Source organism: Sphingobacterium sp. ML3W, from assembly GCF_000747525.1.
In the GTDB taxonomy this organism is placed as follows: Bacteria; Bacteroidota; Bacteroidia; order Sphingobacteriales; family Sphingobacteriaceae; genus Sphingobacterium.
In genome coordinates this window covers 1,552,252-1,571,452 of record NZ_CP009278.1, presented here as the reverse complement: position 1 = coordinate 1,571,452, position 19,201 = coordinate 1,552,252, and the positions used below count along the sequence as shown (strand labels likewise).

Sequence of the window (19,201 nt, the reverse complement as noted above, 5' to 3'; positions counted from 1 at the left end):
GTGTTAATATTTAAAAAAATAAGGAAACAATGAGGTCAATAAGTTTAATACCCACAAAAGGCACTAAAACACCTCCTAGACCAAATATCAGTAGGTTGCGACGTAACAAAGCGCTAGCACCAATTGGTTTATAAGCCACACCCCTTAACGCCAAAGGAATCAAAAATGGAATGATAAGCGCATTAAATATAACAGCAGATAAAATAGCGCTTTCAGGACTATGTAAATGCATGATGTTCAATCCTTGTAATGCCGGAATGGTCGTTATGAATAACGCTGGAATGATTGCAAAATATTTAGCTACATCATTTGCAATACTGAAAGTAGTTAAGGTGCCCCTTGTCATCAACAGCTGTTTACCGATCTCTACAACTTCAATTAATTTCGTAGGGTCATTATCCAAGTCGACCATATTTCCAGCTTCTTTAGCGGCCTGAGTCCCACTATTCATAGCTACACCAACATCTGCCTGTGCCAGTGCAGGAGCATCATTTGTTCCATCGCCCATCATCGCAACCAAACGTCCATTTGCCTGCTCCATCTTGATGTAGTTCATTTTATCTTCAGGCTTAGCTTCAGCAATAAAATCATCTACCCCCGCCTTTTCAGCAATATACTTAGCGGTCAACGGGTTATCACCGGTTACCATCACCGTTTTGATTCCCATTTTTCGCAAACGTTCGAATCTTTCTTGGATACCAGGCTTGATCACATCTTGCAATTCGATTACACCCAAGGCTATTTCATTTTCACAAACAACCAGAGGAGTACCTCCATTTTGAGATATTTTCGTAACGTTATCCGTTATATCTAATGGGAAGGCATGGCCTGCTTGCGTTACAATATTTCGAATCGCATCTGTTGCTCCCTTACGAATACGGGTCTGATCAAAATCAATCCCTGAGCTTCTAGTTTCTGCGGTAAACTTGATAAAAACTGGCGAATGAATGGGGTACGAAATTGGGTTTATTCCAGCCAGTTCGATGATTGACTTCCCTTCTGGGGTTTCATCACTCATCGAACTCAGAACAGCTGCTCTTATCAATTGCTGTTCAGCTATGTTATTGGACGGATAAAAATGAGTTGCTTTACGATTACCTATGGTAATCGTTCCTGTCTTATCCAATAACAAGACATCAATATCACCTGCCGTCTCCACAGCTTTCCCACTTTTAGTAATCACATTTGCTCGTAGCGCTCTATCCATTCCAGCTATACCAATAGCAGATAACAAACCGCCAATAGTTGTCGGTATTAAACAGATAAATAAAGAGATAAAAGCCGCAATTGTAATAGGAGCTTTAGCATAATCTGCAAAGGGCTTTAGGGTGACCGTCACAATAATAAATACCAATGTAAAACCTGCCAACAAGATTGTCAATGCGATTTCATTCGGTGTTTTTTGACGGCTTGCACCTTCAACCAGAGCAATCATTTTATCTAAAAAACTTTCTCCAGGCTCGGTCGTTACCCTCACTTGTATGCTATCGGACAATACCTTTGTACCACCGGTCACACTACTCTTATCGCCACCACTCTCTCGTATCACTGGAGCTGATTCACCGGTTATGGCACTTTCATCTATTGTTGCCAATCCAGAAACAATCTCTCCATCAGAAGGGATAATATCTCCTGCTTCGCAAATAAAAATATCGCCTTTAACTAACTGCGAAGAAGAAACTATTTTTCCATCTGCCAGTTTAGCAGGTGTCTCCTCTCGCGTTTTACGCAAACTATCGGCTTGTGCCTTCCCTCTCGCTTCGGCAATAGCTTCAGCAAAATTGGCGAATAATAATGTCAGCAATAGCAGCAAGAATATGATAAAATTATATCCAAAACTACCCTGCGATGATTCTCCCGCCAGTATCCATATACAAACTACAAGCATCACGAAAGTCCCGATTTCTACGGTAAACATAACAGGATTCCGAAACATGAGTTTAGGATTCAATTTCACGAACGACTGTTTGCCAGCTTGCAGCAATAGGTCATGCTGAAACAATGATTGATTCTTATTCATATTAAAATATTATTATTAATGAAGTAAACATCCATGTCAGAAATATATGAGCCACAGATTATTTACCATTCAAATGAGATTAATGCATTGAAAAATACTCTGCAATGGGCCCTAAAGCCAATGCTGGGAAGAATGATAATGCCGCTACAATTGCGATAACGGTAAATATCAGAATCCCAAAAGTTGCCGTATCGGTTTGCAAAGTTCCCTCCCCTTGTGGAATAAATTTCTTCTGAGCCAATAGGCCTGCAATAGCAACGGGGCCAATAATGGGTAAGAATCGCGAGAATATCAAAACGATGCCCGTACTGATATTCCACCAAGGGGTATTGTCGCCTAGACCTTCAAAACCACTTCCATTATTCGCTGATGAAGAAGTATACTCATATAAAATCTCACTAAATCCGTGAAATCCTGGATTATTTAAAGTTGCGGCACCCTGACCCGGGAAAGCAGTTGCTAAACCAACACCAACTAAAATTAAAAATGGATGGATCAAAGCAATGATCATGGCGATCTTCATTTCCCTAGCTTCGATTTTTTTACCCAGAAATTCGGGTGTACGTCCTACCATCAGACCACTGATAAATACAGCCAGAATAATGAATATAAAAAAGTTCAGAATACCTACTCCTGCCCCTCCGTAGAAGCTATTGATCATCATGGCAAGCAATTCGTTCATACCAGAAAGTGGCATAGAACTATCATGCATTGAATTGACAGACCCTGTTGAAATCACTGTTGTCACAATACTCCAAAAACCAGATGTAGCAGCACCGATACGAATTTCCTTTCCTTCCATGGCACCTAATGATTGATCTATTCCCAGTTTTTCAATAGCAGGATTACCATTCATCTCCATACGAATATTAGGGATAGCCAGCAGCAAAAACCCCACAGTCATCACTGCAAACATCATCCACGATAATTTTCTTCTTTTGATAAAATAACCGAAAGCAAAGATCATGGCAAACGGAACGATCATCTGGGCGGCCATTTCCACCATATTACTGAAGTACGTCGGATTTTCAAAAGGATGAGCCGAATTCGCACCAAAAAAACCACCACCATTGGTACCAATATGTTTAATGGCAACAAATGCTGCTGCAGGGCCCCTTGACACTTGGACCGTATCTCCTTGCAAACTCACCATCGTATCCTTGCCGTCAAATGTCATTGGTGTACCTTGAAAAACAAGTAAAATAGCTACAACAAAGGATAAAGGAAGCAATATACGGGTGCAAGATTTTATAAAGTATTCATAAAAATTACCCAAATCTATCGCAGTTTTATCCCTAAAAGCCCTAAAAAGAGTTACTACAGCAGCCATACCTGTACCCGCACTTACAAATTGCAAAAACATCAACCAATATTGCCCCAAATAACTCACCCCTGTCTCACCAGAATAATGTTGTAAATTGCAGTTAACGACAAAAGATATCACTGTATTAAATGCTAAATCTGGAGACATGCTTGGGTTATGGTCTGGATTTAAGGGTAACATACCTTGGGTCATCAACACCGACATTCCCAATAGGAACCACAGCATATTAATCGTCAATAGTGCAACCATCTGTTGCTTCCAATTCATTTCAACCTTTGAATCGATTCCTGTTATTTTATAGAAAAACCCTTCAATCGGATAGAAGATGGGGTCGAGAAATGTCTTATCTCCAGCAAATACCTTGGCAATATATCTTCCAAGAGGAATTGCTAAGGCGATCGTGCCCAGAAATAGGACGATTATGGCTATTATTTCTGTGTTCATAATTAAATTTCAAATATATTTCAACCTCAGTTTTATCGTTAAAACTGTTCTGGCTTTAGCAATACATACACGATGTATGCAAACACGCCAATTGCTATTATGAATAATGCTATCATCACCTGTTTTAATATTAATTTTCCAATATCGTTTTTAGATATTCCTTTCTCAGTTCTTTTGGGAGTATGTCTAGATGTTTTTTCAAACTTGCAGGACTTTCTGCTATAGCTAGTTTAGTCAAAAACTCATTTTCAATGGCATTGCGTGTATATTGATTACCCCCCTGATACATCAGATTCACAACTTTGGCGATTTCGCCTGCATCTTCATTCTCATGCTCATTTTCAGAATTCATCTTTTTTAAACATACATCAGCCAATTTTTCCAAAATTTGATAGTCGGAAATTGTATGATCAATAAAATCATTATCCGAAATCCAGCTACGGGACTCAGGCATCCATTCTTCAAGCGTACTTATCATTTTTGTTTTCATCTTATTCAAGGTATTTCATTTGTTAATAAAAGCAGGGGTAAATAATTAAATCTGATCAAAGAAGTCAATTGATTTAAAAAATAGTAGAAAACAAATTACACCGACGAGGGTCAATACTATGGCTATCATATCTATAAGTTTATATACTGAGTTCGTCTACCAATTTTACCAGTGCAAAAATCACGATTGCGACAAAAGCAAGTTTCAATACCCCGTGGGTAATACCACACTTCCAGTACTTGTCGTACTGCCTGATTTTTTTCCATTTCGAATTTAACATGAGTGTTCATTTGAAATAGCTGATGCCAATTTTATTCCAAACCCAACAAAAATAACATCAACATAATGAAAAACAGATGTTTACACGAAAAACAAAAATAACTGTAAACAAAAAAACCTATCATTTTGATAGGCCTCTTATCATAATAGAAGTATTGTTCTTAGCTTTTATGATGACATATAAATTGGTAATCACCAGTGTTATTTATTAAAACGATGCCCATCACGCGTATATTTTAGATACATAAATGCGAGACTGATACGTAAACATTGGTCTCTGCGAGCGACATAATTGGGACTTACGCTGACACAGCTTGTTCATGTAATTAGGTTCTAACTATAGTGCTACCATAGTGAAAGCACTATAAAAGGTGGACACAACGTAGACTTATAGTGGTCTCACCGTGCTCACAGTCCGAATATGGGGATAAGTTGGTCTGAAGCTGAATCGGAAAAATACAGCATTAAGGCATGTTATTGTTCAGTTCACTCCTATACTAATTTGTACTCTTCTATCTTACGGTAAAGAGTAGCAATACCAATTTCCAAGAGTCGAGCAGCTTCAGCTTTATTACCATGGGTATGGTGCAATACTTTTTGGATATGTAATTTTTCTACACTCTCCATGGAGAAGGCAGATAATATTCTAGTCCCCGAATCCACAGAAATACGGGCAAAAGGAAGTGTTTCTACACACAATACATCAGTATCTGATAAAATCACACTACGTTCTATGCAGTTCTTAAGTTCTCGAATATTTCCTTTCCAATCATGGTTTTCCAAAGCAGTTACATATTCTGGCGAAATCTGTAGCTCTCTCCGGTTAGCTCGTGTAGAAAATATTTGTGTAAAATAAATCGCTAATAAATGGATATCCTGTTTACGTTCACGCAATGCGGGCAAATAGATGCTGAATACTGAAAGACGATAAAATAAATCGCTCCGGAAGTTCTCGTTTACCATTTCCTCCTCTAAGTTACGATTGGTTGCCGCAATAATACGAACATCCACCCGTGTTACCTTAGTATCACCGACTTTCAAAAATTCACCGGTTTCCAATACTCTTAAGATTTTAGCCTGCAGCTCTATGGCCATTTCGCCAATTTCATCCAGAAAGATCGTTCCTTTATTAGCCTCTTCGAAAAGTCCTTTTTGATCCTTCAATGCCCCAGTAAATGAACCTGCTTTATGTCCAAACAATTCACTTTCCAACAAGTCCTTACTGAATGCAGCACAATTAATGGCTACAAAATTGAATTTTTGACGATTGCTAGCCTGATGTATCGCTTGTGCAAAAACTTCTTTTCCAGTTCCCGTGTCACCCGTCAGTAAAACAGTTGTATCCGTTACAGCAACTCTCTTTGCCAAATCAATAGCATTCAAGATTGCTTTAGATTTCCCCACAATTTTATCAAATGAATGACGATCACCAAGCTGTCTTTCGAGCTCTCGCACACGCTTTGCCAGCGCTACCTTTTCACTAGCATTGTATAAAAGAGGGATAATCTTATTATTATCGTCTCCTTTAGTAATATAATCAAACGCACCATTTTTAATCGCCTGTACCCCATCAGGAATATTCCCATAAGCTGTCAATAAAATGATTTCGATATACGGATATTTGTCCTTGATTACTTTTGTAATATCAACTCCACTTCCATCAGGCAATTTGACATCACAGATTACAACGTCTATATCTTGTTCTTCCAATCGTCTCAAACCTTTCTTTAGGTCTGATGCTTGAAATACCTCATAGCCCTCTAGCGTAATTATTCTAGCGAGTAATGTACGGATCTTATCTTCGTCGTCGATGATTAGGATAGTGCTCAATTTTTTAAAATTATTTACCAAACTTAAATAAATTGTATACGATATGGATGAACACGTGAAACGAAATAAAAACACCTAGCGACCGAAATGGTCAGGATTGTTCATAGCATATTTTTCAAAACGTGATAGAATAGTAATATTATCACGTTCCAATGGAATCAATTCTTTAGAAACGTTATTAGCTATCAACATATACCAGTCTACAGGATTGTAAAAAGAGAGCAAAACCTATTATTTACTTCTTATTGCTTCCACAGGATCTAATCTAGAAGCCATTAAGGCAGGTACTATTCCTGAAATCAATCCAATTATCGTTGAAATAAAAACAGTTAACACGACCATCTTCAAACTCACTATAATCGCCATTCCAATGGTAAGTTTCACTAACAGGGTGATTAGATAGACAATCGATAATCCAATAGCCCCCCCTAACAAACATAGGACAATGGATTCAATCAAAAACTGTGATAGAATGAAGAAATTTTTTGCGCCCAAAGCTTTTTGTATACCGATAATATGCGTTCGCTCTTTTACGCTTACAAACATAATATTGGCAATCCCAAATCCCCCTACTAAAACAGAAAATATACCGATACAAAATCCCGCTAAATTGACAATCCCAAACATTTTATCCAACTGCGATGTAATCATCGTTGTTTGATTAATAGAAAAATCATCCTCACGTTGTGGCGCAATACGATGGATAGAACGCATCAACACCTTAATTTCACTTTCGGCTTCAGCCAGCGTATATTTAGACATCACCCGAACGGCTATACTAGGAGAGAAATTATCGTAGTTTACCAAATTTCGAGCAAGTTCAAAAGGAATGAAGGCACTGTTATCCGGTGAGGTATTAATCAGGACTCCTTCTCCCTCCTTCTTCAAGACGCCTACTACTTGAACTTTTCTCCCCAACATATTGACATACTTACCCAAAGGATCCGTATTCGGAAAAAGACCTTCCGCAATAACAGCTCCCAACACCGTTACTAAAGAACCGGCCCGCGTTTCACTCTCAACAAAATACCTTCCTTTTTCGACATTCAGATTTTGGATATTATATTGATCCTGCGTTCCTGCAGAAATGGAAACACCCGAAGCATTATTATTTTTGTATTTAATCGTGGAGTTACCGATATCAATCATATAGGCTATTTTATCAGCTGTAGTAATACGCTCCTTTAGCGCTAAATAATCTTCATACTTAGGTTCTGGTCTATTCAAGTATTTCCACCAGGGGAAGTCGGGTCCACCTGCCCAAGGCCATTTTTGGATATACAGTGTATTTGACCCTATCTTTTTGACAGAGTCTTCAATATTATTTCGTAATGTATCGACGGCTGAAAAGACACCAATAATCGTTAAAATACCAATTGTCACCCCTAATAACGATAACAATGTCCGTGTTCGATTATCTTTTAAAGCCGATAGTGCGAATTTCGCACTTTCTTTTATGAGACCTATAGCTAGCATATTCAGCTTCTAAATTACAATTTAGTTTTGATTTTATGTCAAAATCAATTCATTAATCAATTTAATCATGAAAGAAACTCCCTTTTAACTAAAAATTTGACTACCTTTGTATGCTTATTTATGTTCCGATAAGTCTGTTATTTGGAACTTAAATACAATAAAGGCAATCATTTAAAATATCAATATTAAAGATGAAGTTATCTCAATTTAAATTCAACTTACCAGAGTCTCTTTTGGCGTCTGAACCAACTGAAAATCGTGACGAATCACGCTTAATGGTTTTACACCGCGACACTGGTAAAATTGAGCATAAAATTTTTAAAGATGTATTAGATTATTTTGATGACAAAGATGTCATGATCTTAAATAATACAAAAGTTTTTCCAGCACGTCTGTATGGCAATAAAGAAAAAACTGGAGCTACAATCGAAGTTTTCTTGTTACGTGAATTAAACAAAGAACTTCGCTTATGGGATGTTCTAGTTGATCCAGCTCGTAAAATCCGTGTAGGTAATAAACTTTATTTTGGAGATGATGATTTATTAGTTGCTGAAGTAGTAGACAACACAACTTCTCGTGGTCGTACGATCCGTTTCTTATTTGATGGTACGGATGAAGAATTCCGTCGTAATATCGAGATTTTAGGTGAGACACCACTTCCAAAATATATCACTCGTAAAGCAACACCTGAAGATAAATTTCGTTACCAAACGATCTATGCTAAAAATGAAGGTGCAGTAGCAGCTCCAACAGCAGGTCTTCACTTCTCTCGTGAGTTGATGAAACGTTTGGAATTGAAGGGTGTTGATTTTGCTGAAGTAACGCTTCACGTAGGATTGGGTACTTTCAGAACCGTTGAAGTAGAAGATTTAACAAAGCACAAGATGGATTCGGAGCAGTTCATCATTACTGAAGAAGCTGCCAAAACTGTTAATAAAGCGATTGATGCTAAGAGAAAAGTTTGTGCTGTAGGTACTACATCAATGCGTGCTATCGAATCTGCTGTTTCTGCAGATCGTCATTTAAAGCCTGCTAATGATTGGACAAGTAAGTTCATCTATCCTCCGTACGATTTCAGTATTGCAAACTCTATGATTACAAATTTCCATACACCAGAATCTACTTTATTGGTTATGATTGCTGCTTTTGGAGGTTATGAACATGTCATGAATGCTTACGAACAAGCTGTTAAAGAAAAATACAGATTTTATAGCTATGGCGATGCCATGTTGATTATCTAATCAGATATATAAAATATAAACGTGGATAAATATCGTATTTATCCACGTTTTTTGTTTCCGACCCACCCCATATTGACAATATAACATGAGTGATCAAAATTTCGTAATTATAGTGGCCGCAGGAAAAGGAAGTCGAATGCAGTCAGATTTACCTAAGCAATACCTCCTTCTGGACAACAAGCCTGTATTGATGCATACGATCGAAAAATTTTATGCAAGTAAAACGCAGCCACAAATTATTATTGCAATCGACCCTGAAATGGAGGAATTTTGGAAATCACTTTGCCAACAATACAACTTCAGCATTCCGCATGCTATTACTTATGGGGGCAAGACTCGATTTCAATCCGTCAAAAATGGAATCGCCTTTATCAAAAATAGACAACTACAACTAAATGACCATGCAATAGCTGTCCATGACGCAGCAAGACCTTTAATTGCGATCTCAACGATAGATCTTGCCTTTGAAAAAGTTAAGAAATCAAAAGCAGTTATCGTCGCAAGATCGTGTACAGATTCTGTTCGTTTCACAACAGGAAACTGTAACAAGGCTATTGACCGAAGCCAAATCTGGCTTGTACAAACACCACAGGTCTTTGAAGGGAACTTATTAGAAACTGCATATCAACAAAACGAAGAAGCAACATTTACAGATGATGCTTCCGTGGTAGAAAAATTAGGCAACTCCATTGAAATCGTGACCGGTGATTATAAAAACATTAAAATTACCTATCCCGAAGATATAGAAATTGCCCAACTCTATTTAAAAATGTAAAGACCTATGTATTTCCTCTTATCACACGCAATAATATCACAATAATTGCGATAACGAGTAAAGTGTGTATGATTCCACCTGTATAGAAACCTCCCAAAAAACTAATCGCCCAGATAATAACTAAAATCACAGCGATGATGTACAATAAATTTCCCATAATATAATATGTTAACATGTGATTACATGTTCATATAACATATGAATGGGCTTGTTGTTTGGAAATGTAAAAAAGTAATACCTTTATAGGTTGATTTCGAGTTGGTCATATGCTAAAGAAATACCATCAGGTAACTCGTTTGAAACCATATCATGCAAGCCCATGCGATGGCCAATATGGGTGAGATAAGTTTGTTCAGCACCAACTTCTTGCGCAAATAGGATTGCCTCTTCCAACGTCATATGGGAAACATGACTTTCTTTCTGTAGTGCATTAATGACCAACACTTTCAATCCGGTCAATTTTTCTCGAGTAGCTATTGAAACTGTTTTAGCATCAGTAATGTATGCGAAATCATCTATTCTAAAACCCAAGACCGGCATCTGATAATGCATCACCTCAAGTGGAAGAACTTCCTTCTCAAACAGGGAAAATGATTTTAAGGCTTCTATTTCAACTAATTCAAGGCGCGGAATCCCTGGATATTTTACTCCAGAAAAGGCATAATAAAATTCACGCCTCAATGCATCATGTAGCACTTTCGTACCATAAATATCAATCGAAGATTGTTGTTTAAAATTGAATGCGCGCACATCATCCAAACCAGCAATATGATCCTTATGCGAATGTGTCATCAATACGGCATCCATATGCATCACCTGTTCCCGCAGCATCTGGTATCTAAAATCAGGACCAGTATCTACAACGATATTTTTATCATGATAGCTAATCAAAATTGAAGAACGTAAGCGTTTGTCATAATGGCTATTTGACTTACAAACAACACATTGACAAGCTATTACAGGTACACCCTGTGAAGTTCCCGTTCCTAAAAATTTGATTTTCAACGTTTTGATTTTAGTTTAGCAATTTGTGTATAAATAGCATGATGTTTATCACTAATGAGTGCTTCATCAATATCAACATCATTTAAAATCCCTATTAAGGATTGAATTTTCATTTCAAGATTAGAAAACTTATTCACTACCACTACATGTGAGCTTTGCAAAAGACATGCGCCTGTTTTAAAGGTTCCTTTCTCATACCTCACCCTATATCCTTGATCCTTAAAAAGTTCTTCGATCTTATCTAAACTACCCTGTGTTAATGCTACCAATGTTCCCTTAATTTATGCAATTGTCTATATTCAAACTTAGATAAATTTGATTAGATTCACAATAAAATTGCATTAACATATACGTAAATCATTCGCTACTAAGTATTTTAATAACATACAGGAATGGCTTTCGCTTTATTCATTATTTACGACGCCTGTACAGGTTGCTAAAGACCGAAAATCGCTGCAGCTAAAATTACTGTCCCAAGCGTAGGATTTCCTCTCCAAAGGTATCCCAACTGTACTTTTTCTTTTCTTCTTTCATATTCTCACGAAACAATCTACTTCTATCATCCTGATAGAAGGCAATGATCCCCTTAGCAACCTCTTCTGCTGTTGGCTCGACGACAAGGCCCACTACTTCGTCATGCACCAGCTCGGGTAAGCCCCCTACTCGAGTAACAATCATTGGGACATCATAATGATATGCTACTTGTGTAATACCACTCTGCGTGGCAGTTCGATAAGGCAGCACTACTGCATCAGCAGCACAAAAATACCTTCCAACTTCATCATTAGGAATAAAAGAAGTATGCAGATATATGCGATCTTGTAAATGATATTTTTGAATTAAATCTTGATAATATGCTTCATCTCCATAAAACTCTCCTGCCAAGAGTAATTTGACATTTAAGTTTTTTATTTCAGGTTTTCCTAAGGCTTCCAACAGTATATCCAATCCTTTATACTGGCGAATAAAACCAAAAAACAGGACAACTTTTTCTGATAGCGGAATGTTTAGCTGTGCTCTTGCTTGTTCTAAACCAATAGCTGGTCCGTAGTTGTCATATAGCGGATGAGGGCTATAGATGGCTGGTATATGTGGATTAATTTTGCTTAAATCTTCCAATACACTTTGACTCATCGTAACACAGCCATCGACCGCATTTAAAAAATATTGAGCCAATATTTTATCCCCTATCCGCTGTTCATGCGGAATAATATTATCAGCAATGCAGACGACCTTCGTATGGTTATTTTGACGTACAATTCGCTGTATCGTACCTAAACAAGGACCAAAGAAAGGCATCCAAAAGCGCACGATCAAAAGATCATATTTAGCTTTTTTAAGCTCTCGTCCTATTTTTATCCAATTAAATGGATTAATCGAATTCACTTTCGAAAAAATGCGTAAATCCTTTGGTGCAGGTTCGTCTGAAAACTGCGATTTGCCTGGAAATAGAAAATTAGGATACTGCAATGAGAAAGAATAGATATCGACTTCGTGTCCCAATTGCTGATAATGTTCTGCTAACCGTTCATTAAATGAAGCAATGCCTCCTCCTCGCAATGGATATGCAGATCCTAAAATTACAATACGCATATCAGTAGCTTAAATTACTTTATCAATCTGGTAATTATTACGATCTGTACTATTTCTTGAAACCAACTCTGCAAGAAATCCGGTCAAAAACAATTGCGTACCAATTATGATTGCCGTTAGTGAAAGGAAAAACATAGGCTGATCGGTAATATCTCTAAATGCTGTCCCTGCCGCTATACTCATCAATTTTTGACAAATCAAAAATAGCGTAATTACAAGACCCAGTAAAAAGCTGATTACCCCCATAACACCGAAAAAATGCATCGGTCGTTTAGCAAATTTACCAACAAAAAATATGGACAATAAATCTAGAAATCCCTTCACAAAACGTCCGGCGCCAAACTTAGTCACTCCATATTTACGGGGATAATGTTGTACCACCTGTTCTTGAATATTCGTAAAACCTGCCCATTTGGCAATCACTGGAATATAGCGATGCATTTCACCGTATACTTCAATATTTTTGACCACTTCTTTGCGATATGCTTTTAGACCACAATTGAAATCATGTAAATTATCTATACCAGACATGCTACGTGTAACGGCATTGAAAAGTTTAGTTGGTAATGTCTTCGTTAGCGGATCATAACGCTTCTGCTTCCATCCCGAAACAAGGTCTGCTCCTTTATTCATGATACGATCATACAATTCTGGAATTTCATCAGGACTATCCTGTAAATCGGCATCCATCGTAATCACCACATCCCCTTGAGCGGCTGCAAAGCCAACATTTAAGGCTGCTGATTTACCATAATTACGTCTGAATTTGATAGCTGTAATATTATTGTTGTCTCTCTTTAAATCTTCAATGATAGACCAAGACTTATCTTTACTTCCATCATCAACTAAAATAATTTCATAAGAAAACTGATGCTTTGCCATTACACGGTCTATCCAAGAGGTCAACTCGGGCAACGACTCTTCTTCATTAAAAAGAGGAACAACAACTGAAATATCCATATGTACGTTGATCATTGTCAATATATTTGCTTTATAAACAAGTTAAGGTATCGTCTTCATGACAACACCTTAACGTATTGATTTTATTTAAAAATTATACTTTTAAACTGTAGGATTACCTATACTTTTTTGACCATTCTTTGTCAATGCTGCTAACAATAGGGCAAACAAAAAATAAGGAAGTAGTGTAATAACAAAACCTTTCATACGCGCCCCTAAAGTCATCGTAGCAACTGATTCATTATCCTTCTCCATTTGTTCTATACTCATATCAATTGTTTGCTGCTTTTCCTCTTCACTATCAAAGGCTGTACTATTTTCCATACTTTCAATCCGAGCATTCATCATGATATGAAAATTTTCCTCTTGAATTGTTGGTTCAAAATAGCTTAAATATGAAAAAGTACTTACTGAAGCGACTAAATGGTTAATAACAAGCATGATGTAAATACATTTTACAGCTTTAGTAAAATCCCATATTCCACCCATTTTTTTTCTTAGCGAAAAGGTTAGTAAAACCGTAACACCAAAAAATAAAATAAAGTTAAAAAAAGGATTGATGAATTGTAATAAAGATGTTCCCTCTAATGGTTTTATTGAATAAATAGAAAATAATCCCAAAACAAAAGAAGTAACCCCCAAGACAACACCATATACGATACTTGTAATCTTACTATTTTTGTCAACGCCAACTTCCATTACGCTTTGTAAAAGTTAGTGATGACTTGATAAAGTGCTGCGTCAAAAGCTTTGTTTTCACTTTGAGCCTCATAATCTGCTAATTGAGCCTCTTTTGGATTAATTTCGCTAAAGAAACTTAAGATCGCATAAAACAACTCATAAACCTCACTTGAAGGGTCAATTGTTTTCGCTGTCTTCGCAATTTCTGCATATGTACTCTCTACTAAAATTTGATTTGCAATGATATCTTCATAGATCTCATGCTCATCCTGGAATTCATCCTCATCAACCAACAAGAACTCTTTCAAGTAATCATCTAAATCTGGATCGATTTCATCATCCTTACATTCACGTAGATATAAAAATATGTTTAACAATTCTGTTCCACGGTCAATCGTTTCATCTTCGATTTTCTCCCATTCCTCAGATTCTAAATAATCCTCTTCTAATTTTAGAATATCTGTAGAGAAGAAATTCATCAATAGTAAATCGACATATACTTCTCTCAACTCATCAAATAGTGGATAGTCGTCAAATGCCTGATCCAACAAAGCCAATTTATCGATATATTTTCCATCTGTATCAAAAACTGATTCAACTTTTGTTAAGAACTCTGATTTTGTTTCGATGTTATCTACTCTACCGTAGGTATTGATCCCTGCAGCAACAGCCGCTTTAATATTCGCTTCCATTATTAAGCATTTTTTATGATTTGACCATTATTGATCACTAATTTAACTTTTCCTTTTAGCTCTTTTCCAAATAAAGGACTATTTCTTGATTTGGATTTATTTGACTGATTATCAAAAACCCAAGCTTCGTCCAGATTAAAGAGCACGAGATTTGCTTCTTCACCCTCCTTAATTTGAGGAATGGTTAAGCCTACTACCTGACGTGAATTTACAGCTAATTTTTCAACTATTTGTTGATCGTTCAACCCAGCTTTTACTAAAAGAGGCAATACCGTTTGTAATCCGATTATTCCATTTTTTGCAATATGAAATTCAACATTTTTAAATTCAATTTCATGCGGAGTATGTTGCGAAACCACAGCGTCAATAACACCATCCTTTAATCCCTTTATTAACGCTTTTGCATCGGCTTTGGTACGCAATGGCGGATTTACTTTATAATTACTATCGAAACTAAAGATATCATCATCTGTAAAAACCAATTGATGGGCTGCAACATCACAAGTAACCTGAATTCCTTTCGCTTTCGCTTTTTTAATTAGATCTACCCCTTCTGCAGTACTGATGGAAGTGAAGTGAATGGGCGATTCGGCATATTCTGCCAAATATAAATCGCGGGAAATCATCAAAGTCTCGGCAAGATTAGGAATACCTTTCATGCCCAAATAAGTACTCATAACACCCTCATTCATTTTATTTCCACCTGCCATAGACGCATCTTCGGCATGAGAGATGATCAAACCACCAAACCCACGCGCATATAACAAAGCACGGCTCATTAAACCGGCTTGCTGAATACTTCTATTGCCATCACTAAAAGCAATTGCTCCGGTTTTTTTCATATCGTACAATTCAGCCATGTCACTGCCCTCACGGTTTCTGCTTACAGCACCTATCGGCAATACATCAACTAAATTACCTTTTGCGATATTCACGATTAAAGCCACTTCAGCACGACTTTGGATTGCAGGTTCTGTATTCGGCATAACCGCTACTGCTGTAAAACCACCTGCTGCTGCAGCAGCAGAACCTGAACTGATATCTTCTTTTGTTTCCAACCCTGGTTCTCCAAAATTGGCATTTAAATCAAAAAAACCGACAGAAAGAATATTGCCTGTACCGTCGAATATTTCAATATTTTTATCAGCGACTTCAATGGATTTTGCAATTTTCGAAATCTTCCCCTTTTCAATGAATACATCAACCACCTGTTGATCAAATTCATTTCCTGGCAAAACCACTTTTACTGAAGTAATTAAAACGCTTTTCATATGCTTAAGAAATTGTAATTTATTGAATTTGAATAGTAAATATGTGCAGTTTTACAGCATGAAATCATCATCTCTTTAACAGAATCCAATAAAAACAGTGATTTTTCTCTTTGAAAATTAGAGGAAGGATGATTTTTAATACGTGTAGCTTTAGACTGCTTCATTTCAAAAAACAAAGTTACAAAATAGTATCGATTCTGCATTGAATTTTAAAAAATATTCATGTATTACCCATCTATTCCTGACCCCATTGGTAATGATCGAAATCAAAACCCGCCAAACTCAAGACACGATCAACAACTGTACCGGCCAACTCATCGAAAGTCTTAGGTAAACTATAAAAGGAAGGCGATGCCGGGCAAATAATACCTCCTGCGTCGCTGACAGTCTTCATATTTTGAATATGTATGTGACTTAATGGTGTTTCTCGGGTAACTAAAATTAATTTACGTCTTTCTTTCAATATCACATCCGCAGCTCGCGTTGTCAAATCTGAAGAGATTCCATGAGCAATACGAGCCAATGTCCCCATCGAGCAAGGGCAGACAATCATGGTATCAAAACGTGCAGACCCTGACGCAAAAGGAGCGAAAAAATCATTTTTATTGTAAAACTGGAAAGGAATATCATTATAATCTTGATTTTGCAACTCTTCTTGCCACACATCTTTGGCATTATCAGACATCACAACCCCTACCTCACTGATCTGACCTTGCAATTCGACAAGTCGATTCAGCAGAACTTGAGCATATATGGAACCACTAGCCCCAGTTATCGCCACTACAATTTTTCTTGCCATATTTTCAATTTAATAAGCAAAGCTATAAAAAAGGGTCGAATAAGAAATATTCGACCCTACATCTACCTATGAAAAACATGCCCTTTGGGAGGGGCATTACAAATGTAGCATTCGAAATAATAATTTTGTAAAAATTAACAACCGACAGTTAAACTTGTAAACATGCATCTACAAAACTGTTGCAAATTCTATCTTATCCACAATAAACGCGGATAAAAACGCAAGTAAAAGACCATAGTCTCAGTGCTAAAAAGATCAACTACAGTAGATAAATTCCTTGTTTTTTTTCTTTATACAGATTTCCATCATAAATTTTCACTATTTTAGATACCATAAATAAACGAATAGTACAAAAATGAGTTTAAGCATATTAGAACAATATATTGAATCTGGAAATAGTAGAGATTTAGATTTACTTTTAACAAGTAATCCTGCTTTAATATTAGAAGAAACAAGTCATGGTATTTCACCACTATTATTAGCTTGTTACTTTCACAAACCGCAAATTATCCGTGTGCTCCTAAAACATAATCAAGGATTGAATATACATGAGGCGGTTGCGGCAGGTCTGAATAATTATATTGAAGCTATGATCAAACAGATACCTACTGTTGTCAATGAAATTTCCACACATGGATACTCTGCTCTTGCTCTAGCAACCCATTTTAATAAAGAAGATACGGTAAGGCTATTGCTCAAAAACAAAGCAAACCCAGACGTCCCTACTCAAAATGAGGAGAACCTTTTCCCTTTACATATTGCCTTACTAAACAAAAACAATAATATCAGCAAATTGCTCATAGAAGCGGGCGCTAATGTCAATAATACCCAAAACAATGGTGTGACAGCATTACATTTGGCCGCACAAATGGGAAATATTGAACTCATAGTTTTACTCTTAGAACATGGATCCCATATTGAACTAAAGACCAAAAACAACAAAACGGCTTCGGATCTTGCCGCATCAAAAGGTTATAGTGACATTTCAAACATCCTTAAAGAATTGTAAATTACCTTTTTAATAACTCTAAGCCAATTCCACAGTTTAAACATTTTTTTAAGTCACAGTACTTGTTCTTGATGTGTAATAAGCCTTGTGAATGGGCTGCATGCGAAGCATTTATTCCTATATATTCAAATTTCTGAACAATATTATTCTTCTCTGTAGGTAGCTCCTCCAGCCAGTTCATCGCCTTTTCTTTAAAATGCTCCTGTTTAAAATAATCTCCATAAGAAAAAGTAAATGCAATGACAGCATTAATAATTAAACTATTTTGAGTCATCATACTCAACCGATGATTACTGACGATATGCGTCTGCTTTCCAAAATTAAAATGACTTTTCCAATACGAATTCATGTGAAGATTATCGAGTACGCATCTAAAGTCGTCCAAGTTCACCAAATCCAATATACCTTGTAAACGTATATTCTCATGCTGCAATAAAATGGCTAGTTGGGCTAATCGAATTGTAGGGAAATTATGCGGTCGCATCCGCGAAAAAAGCAATGGAAAATGAGTTTCCTTCAAAGCGTGGGCTTTTTGAAGATACTGATATTCCTGTTGTAATTTCACGGGATAACTTTCATCAAAATTTGTATTCAAAAGTCCTGCTTGACCAAAAATCATAGCTTCTAACTTAAGTCCGTCATTTCTATACTTTTGTAACAACAAGCTAGACAATTGCTCGCCTAGAGCTTGAAAAGCCTCTGCATTTACTTTAAATCCTAAACTTCGAAACAACCAGATAAAGAACGTTTTCTCCCAGTCTCCATCAAATTTTTTAAGCAATCCTAGAATTACTTTTGATTTCTCTTCCATTCTTTCTACAGCCATACGGTCAACCCATCCTTCCACCTTAAAGGTATTTAAATGCTGTATCTGACTTTCACAGGGAATCCAACTTTGCCCCTCCATCAACCGTTGATATTGCCCTAGCAGCTTTTCCGAAACATAATCCGCCAATTTAAAGGTTGGAATGACTGAACCATCGTCATGAAAAACTTGTTTATCATCGTCCCATACAACATGTAGAATTACATTTGCATACTTCGCATCGTGCTGATGCCCGTGCAGAAACCAATCCGACGACTTGACATGAATCTCTACGCTACCCGTCCACTCCTCTCTTCCGATGCGGATTTTTGAAAGTAAAAAATCGGGACCCGCATTTTTATTATGCTCTCCTACATGAAGGACATGAATGAGGTCTCCATTAACGGTTTCTAATGGGTACGTCTGAAAAAGACGAAACTTCCATATAAATTGCAATAGGTCTTCAGGAATAGCCATAACCTAAAGATAATCAAATAATTCTAAAAA

The 19,201-nt window shown here is 36.8% G+C and carries 20 protein-coding genes; 3 read left to right on the top strand and 17 right to left on the bottom strand.

The genetic code is table 11. The features are described from left to right. Nucleotides 1-10: 10 nt before the first annotated feature. From kdpB to KO02_RS06765, 7 genes are all read right to left on the bottom strand, one after another. Complete coding sequence (gene kdpB, locus KO02_RS06785) at nucleotides 11-2,020, bottom strand: potassium-transporting ATPase subunit KdpB (protein ID WP_038696950.1); 2,010 nt, start codon at nucleotides 2,018-2,020, stop codon at nucleotides 11-13. Nucleotides 2,021-2,099: 79 nt separating this feature from the next. Beyond that, entirely contained in the window at nucleotides 2,100-3,788 is a 1,689-nt protein-coding gene (gene kdpA / locus KO02_RS06780) for a potassium-transporting ATPase subunit KdpA (protein WP_038696948.1), read from the bottom strand. Nucleotides 3,789-3,826: 38 nt separating this feature from the next. Next, a complete protein-coding gene (locus KO02_RS24330) occupies nucleotides 3,827-3,904 on the bottom strand; it encodes a potassium-transporting ATPase subunit F (RefSeq protein WP_144243399.1) in 78 nt (25 codons plus the stop codon). 14 nt (nucleotides 3,905-3,918) lie between these two features. Beyond that, nucleotides 3,919-4,278: a hypothetical protein gene (locus KO02_RS06775; RefSeq protein ID WP_038696946.1), complete on the bottom strand. Its 360-nt coding sequence runs from the start codon at nucleotides 4,276-4,278 to the stop codon at nucleotides 3,919-3,921. Between the two features lie 139 nt (nucleotides 4,279-4,417). Then, complete coding sequence (locus KO02_RS23735; protein WP_158500271.1) at nucleotides 4,418-4,558, bottom strand: hypothetical protein; 141 nt, start codon at nucleotides 4,556-4,558, stop codon at nucleotides 4,418-4,420. Between the two features lie 491 nt (nucleotides 4,559-5,049). Continuing rightward, entirely contained in the window at nucleotides 5,050-6,387 is a 1,338-nt protein-coding gene (locus tag KO02_RS06770) for a sigma-54-dependent transcriptional regulator (protein WP_038702246.1), read from the bottom strand. Between the two features lie 231 nt (nucleotides 6,388-6,618). Next, nucleotides 6,619-7,863 (bottom strand): ABC transporter permease, encoded by a 1,245-nt coding sequence (locus tag KO02_RS06765; RefSeq protein ID WP_038696944.1) that lies wholly within the window; start codon nucleotides 7,861-7,863, stop codon nucleotides 6,619-6,621. A gap of 191 nt (nucleotides 7,864-8,054) precedes the next feature. Between KO02_RS06765 and queA the strand changes: the two genes are divergently transcribed. Next, nucleotides 8,055-9,104: a tRNA preQ1(34) S-adenosylmethionine ribosyltransferase-isomerase QueA gene (queA, locus tag KO02_RS06760; protein WP_038696942.1), complete on the top strand. Its 1,050-nt coding sequence runs from the start codon at nucleotides 8,055-8,057 to the stop codon at nucleotides 9,102-9,104. Between the two features lie 85 nt (nucleotides 9,105-9,189). Continuing rightward, the gene (locus tag KO02_RS06755; protein WP_038696940.1) at nucleotides 9,190-9,879 is read left to right on the top strand and encodes a 2-C-methyl-D-erythritol 4-phosphate cytidylyltransferase; all 690 of its coding nucleotides are present in this window, start codon (nucleotides 9,190-9,192) and stop codon (nucleotides 9,877-9,879) included. 4 nt (nucleotides 9,880-9,883) lie between these two features. On the opposite strand, the gene KO02_RS23515 is transcribed toward KO02_RS06755, so the two are convergent. The 9 genes from KO02_RS23515 to KO02_RS06710 form a co-directional block, all read right to left on the bottom strand. Further along, on the bottom strand, nucleotides 9,884-10,036 hold the full coding sequence (locus tag KO02_RS23515) for a lmo0937 family membrane protein (RefSeq protein WP_144243270.1): 153 nt from the start codon (nucleotides 10,034-10,036) through the stop codon (nucleotides 9,884-9,886). A gap of 83 nt (nucleotides 10,037-10,119) precedes the next feature. Continuing rightward, nucleotides 10,120-10,884, bottom strand: a complete 765-nt coding sequence (locus tag KO02_RS06750) for an MBL fold metallo-hydrolase (protein WP_038696938.1) — start codon at nucleotides 10,882-10,884, stop codon at nucleotides 10,120-10,122. Next, nucleotides 10,881-11,153 (bottom strand): hypothetical protein, encoded by a 273-nt coding sequence (locus KO02_RS06745; protein WP_038696936.1) that lies wholly within the window; start codon nucleotides 11,151-11,153, stop codon nucleotides 10,881-10,883. Before KO02_RS06745 ends, KO02_RS06750 begins: the two co-directional genes overlap by 4 nt. A 196-nt stretch (nucleotides 11,154-11,349) precedes the next feature. Continuing rightward, nucleotides 11,350-12,477, bottom strand: a complete 1,128-nt coding sequence (locus KO02_RS06740) for a glycosyltransferase (RefSeq protein ID WP_038696934.1) — start codon at nucleotides 12,475-12,477, stop codon at nucleotides 11,350-11,352. A gap of 9 nt (nucleotides 12,478-12,486) precedes the next feature. Then, entirely contained in the window at nucleotides 12,487-13,437 is a 951-nt protein-coding gene (locus tag KO02_RS06735) for a glycosyltransferase family 2 protein (protein ID WP_038702244.1), read from the bottom strand. 102 nt (nucleotides 13,438-13,539) lie between these two features. Further along, nucleotides 13,540-14,136 carry a DUF4199 domain-containing protein gene (locus KO02_RS06730; protein ID WP_038696932.1) on the bottom strand — a complete coding sequence of 199 codons (597 nt, stop codon included), beginning with the start codon at nucleotides 14,134-14,136 and terminating at the stop codon, nucleotides 13,540-13,542. Beyond that, nucleotides 14,136-14,810 (bottom strand): hypothetical protein, encoded by a 675-nt coding sequence (locus KO02_RS06725; RefSeq protein ID WP_038696930.1) that lies wholly within the window; start codon nucleotides 14,808-14,810, stop codon nucleotides 14,136-14,138. Before KO02_RS06725 ends, KO02_RS06730 begins: the two co-directional genes overlap by 1 nt. Before the next feature lie 2 nt (nucleotides 14,811-14,812). Beyond that, the gene (locus tag KO02_RS06720; protein ID WP_038696928.1) at nucleotides 14,813-16,081 is read right to left on the bottom strand and encodes a dihydroorotase; all 1,269 of its coding nucleotides are present in this window, start codon (nucleotides 16,079-16,081) and stop codon (nucleotides 14,813-14,815) included. A 235-nt stretch (nucleotides 16,082-16,316) separates the two neighbouring features. Further along, nucleotides 16,317-16,880, bottom strand: coding sequence for a UbiX family flavin prenyltransferase (locus KO02_RS06710; protein WP_038696924.1), 564 nt, complete (start codon nucleotides 16,878-16,880; stop codon nucleotides 16,317-16,319). Nucleotides 16,881-17,235: 355 nt separating this feature from the next. On the opposite strand from KO02_RS06710, the gene KO02_RS06705 reads away from it, so the two are divergent. Next, on the top strand, nucleotides 17,236-17,889 hold the full coding sequence (locus tag KO02_RS06705) for an ankyrin repeat domain-containing protein (RefSeq protein WP_038696922.1): 654 nt from the start codon (nucleotides 17,236-17,238) through the stop codon (nucleotides 17,887-17,889). Nucleotide 17,890: 1 nt separating this feature from the next. Here KO02_RS06705 and KO02_RS06700 read toward each other — a convergent pair whose 3' ends face one another. Further along, a complete protein-coding gene (locus KO02_RS06700; RefSeq protein WP_038696920.1) occupies nucleotides 17,891-19,171 on the bottom strand; it encodes a DUF2851 family protein in 1,281 nt (426 codons plus the stop codon). Between the last annotated feature and the right edge of the window lie 30 nt (nucleotides 19,172-19,201).

What these genes read in the sequence shown, in the direction of transcription:
- KO02_RS06775 (WP_038696946.1), bottom strand. Translation starts at nt 4,278, where the DNA reads ATGAAAACAAAAATGATAAGTACGCTTGAAGAATGGATGCCTGAGTCC.
- KO02_RS24330 (WP_144243399.1), bottom strand. Translation starts at nt 3,904, where the DNA reads ATGATAGCATTATTCATAATAGCAATTGGCGTGTTTGCATACATCGTG.
- KO02_RS06740 (WP_038696934.1), bottom strand. Translation starts at nt 12,477, where the DNA reads ATGCGTATTGTAATTTTAGGATCTGCATATCCATTGCGAGGAGGAGGC.
- KO02_RS23515 (WP_144243270.1), bottom strand. Translation starts at nt 10,036, where the DNA reads ATGGGAAATTTATTGTACATCATCGCTGTGATTTTAGTTATTATCTGG.
- KO02_RS06725 (WP_038696930.1), bottom strand. Translation starts at nt 14,810, where the DNA reads ATGGAAGCGAATATTAAAGCGGCTGTTGCTGCAGGGATCAATACCTAC.
- kdpB (WP_038696950.1), bottom strand. Translation starts at nt 2,020, where the DNA reads ATGAATAAGAATCAATCATTGTTTCAGCATGACCTATTGCTGCAAGCT.
- KO02_RS06700 (WP_038696920.1), bottom strand. Translation starts at nt 19,171, where the DNA reads ATGGCTATTCCTGAAGACCTATTGCAATTTATATGGAAGTTTCGTCTT.
- kdpA (WP_038696948.1), bottom strand. Translation starts at nt 3,788, where the DNA reads ATGAACACAGAAATAATAGCCATAATCGTCCTATTTCTGGGCACGATC.
- KO02_RS23735 (WP_158500271.1), bottom strand. Translation starts at nt 4,558, where the DNA reads ATGTTAAATTCGAAATGGAAAAAAATCAGGCAGTACGACAAGTACTGG.
- KO02_RS06705 (WP_038696922.1), top strand. Translation starts at nt 17,236, where the DNA reads ATGAGTTTAAGCATATTAGAACAATATATTGAATCTGGAAATAGTAGA.
- KO02_RS06720 (WP_038696928.1), bottom strand. Translation starts at nt 16,081, where the DNA reads ATGAAAAGCGTTTTAATTACTTCAGTAAAAGTGGTTTTGCCAGGAAAT.
- queA (WP_038696942.1), top strand. Translation starts at nt 8,055, where the DNA reads ATGAAGTTATCTCAATTTAAATTCAACTTACCAGAGTCTCTTTTGGCG.
- KO02_RS06755 (WP_038696940.1), top strand. Translation starts at nt 9,190, where the DNA reads ATGAGTGATCAAAATTTCGTAATTATAGTGGCCGCAGGAAAAGGAAGT.
- KO02_RS06735 (WP_038702244.1), bottom strand. Translation starts at nt 13,437, where the DNA reads ATGGATATTTCAGTTGTTGTTCCTCTTTTTAATGAAGAAGAGTCGTTG.
- KO02_RS06765 (WP_038696944.1), bottom strand. Translation starts at nt 7,863, where the DNA reads ATGCTAGCTATAGGTCTCATAAAAGAAAGTGCGAAATTCGCACTATCG.
- KO02_RS06710 (WP_038696924.1), bottom strand. Translation starts at nt 16,880, where the DNA reads ATGGCAAGAAAAATTGTAGTGGCGATAACTGGGGCTAGTGGTTCCATA.
- KO02_RS06730 (WP_038696932.1), bottom strand. Translation starts at nt 14,136, where the DNA reads ATGGAAGTTGGCGTTGACAAAAATAGTAAGATTACAAGTATCGTATAT.